At 69.6% G+C, this 1,502-nt stretch carries 1 protein-coding gene; it reads right to left on the bottom strand.

The window, feature by feature from the left end:
• Positions 1-289 precede the first annotated feature (289 nt).
• On the bottom strand, positions 290-1,375 hold the full coding sequence (locus AABM41_09875) for an IS110 family transposase (GenBank protein MEK6192601.1): 1,086 nt from the start codon (positions 1,373-1,375) through the stop codon (positions 290-292).
• Positions 1,376-1,502 lie beyond the last annotated feature (127 nt).

Genomic DNA, 1,502 nt, shown 5'->3' with positions numbered 1-1,502 from the left:
CTGATATGGCCGTGTGTTTGTCAAGTGGGTGTGGGTGATCGCGTCCGCTGAGCGGGCGTGGTGATCGTTGGTCGGGAGGCCGGGACGCCGGGCTCGGTGTCGGCGTTGCCAGTCTGATGATGCGGGGATTTGTGACCCCAGGGCCCTGTTTCGTGCTGCCGGCGGGCGCTGTCTAGGAACGAGCGTGGCGTTGCCCGGTGGGCGGCGCTGCTCATAGTTCAATCGCGCGTGCCGGCCGCTTGCGGCCCGGCGCCCCGGCCTCCCGACCGGTGGGGCTGTCAGCCGCCGGTCAGTCGGCCGTGGCCGCGGCCCAGAGGAAGCACGCGAGTTCGCGGGCGCACGCGACGACGGTCACGTTGTGGGGTTTGCCGCGGGCGCGCATGCGGTGGTGGACACGGTGTAGGCGCTGTTGGGCACGGTTGGCGATCTGAAGGACGTGGTCGGGCTGGCCGTGTTGGCGGTTTCGCAGAGTGACCCCGATCCTCGGTTCGCGTCCGTAGTGCCACGCGGACTCGACCAGCAGCCGGCGCGCGAGCGTCGACCCGGTCTTGGTGATCGACCCCTGCCGCGACGATTCGCCGGACTGGGTCAGCGACGGTGTCAAGCCGAGCCACGCGGCGAGCTGCGGGGCCCGCTCGAAGCGTTGCCAGTCGCCGCCGAGCTCGAGATGCAACGCGAACGCGGTCAGGGTGTCGACCCCGCGAAAGCAGCGCAGCCGGGCGACGGTCGGCCACCACCGCTCATCCAACGCCAGCTGCGAGAGTCCCTCGGCGATCGCTGCCTTTCGTGCCGACAGGCCATCGACGCACGCCAGAGCGTCAGCGAACGCGAACTCGGTCGGCGGCTGCTCGAACTGCTGTCGGGCCAGCCACTTGCGGTGAGCGACGGTCCAGGTCGACTTTTCCGGATAGACCCGGCCATGGCGCAGCAGCATCTTGGAGACCCTGTGGCGGGCAGTCATCAGATCCCGCCGACACGCGTCATGAGCGCGCATCAGATCCCGCGCAGCCTCGACCTGGGGTGGCGGGACGACGACCGCGGTCAACGACCCAGCGGCCAGCAACCGCGCCAACAACTCGGCGTCCTTGCGGTCGGTCTTCACCCGATCCGAGGGTCCCCGCGGCGTCTTGCCCGGAGCGATCACCTCCACATCGACCCCGGCCGCCGTCGCCGCCCGGTAGAGCCCGAACCCCGTCGGGCCCGCCTCATAACACGCGCGCACCGGACCCGGCAGGCCCGCAAGCCACTGAACCGGCGCTTCGATCCCCGGACCGAACCGCGCCCGCACAAGCTCACCAGTCCCCACATCGATCGCCGCCGCGTGCGTCGAACGGGCATGGACATCAAGCCCCACCCACGTCATCGTTCCAGCCATGGCCGGACCTCCTCAATACCTGGGGTCAGCCGGAGCCTTATCTCCGGCCAGACAAACCCCCGCGAGGAGTGTCCGGCCAACTACCCCGACGGTCAACCCAACGGGCGACCTACGCCATAGGGTCTAG

Source organism: Chloroflexota bacterium (assembly GCA_038040195.1).
GTDB lineage: Bacteria > Chloroflexota > Limnocylindria > QHBO01 > QHBO01 > DASTEQ01.
The sequence above is the reverse complement of the archived record's forward strand: the minus strand, read 5'-3'. Positions and strand labels throughout refer to the sequence as shown.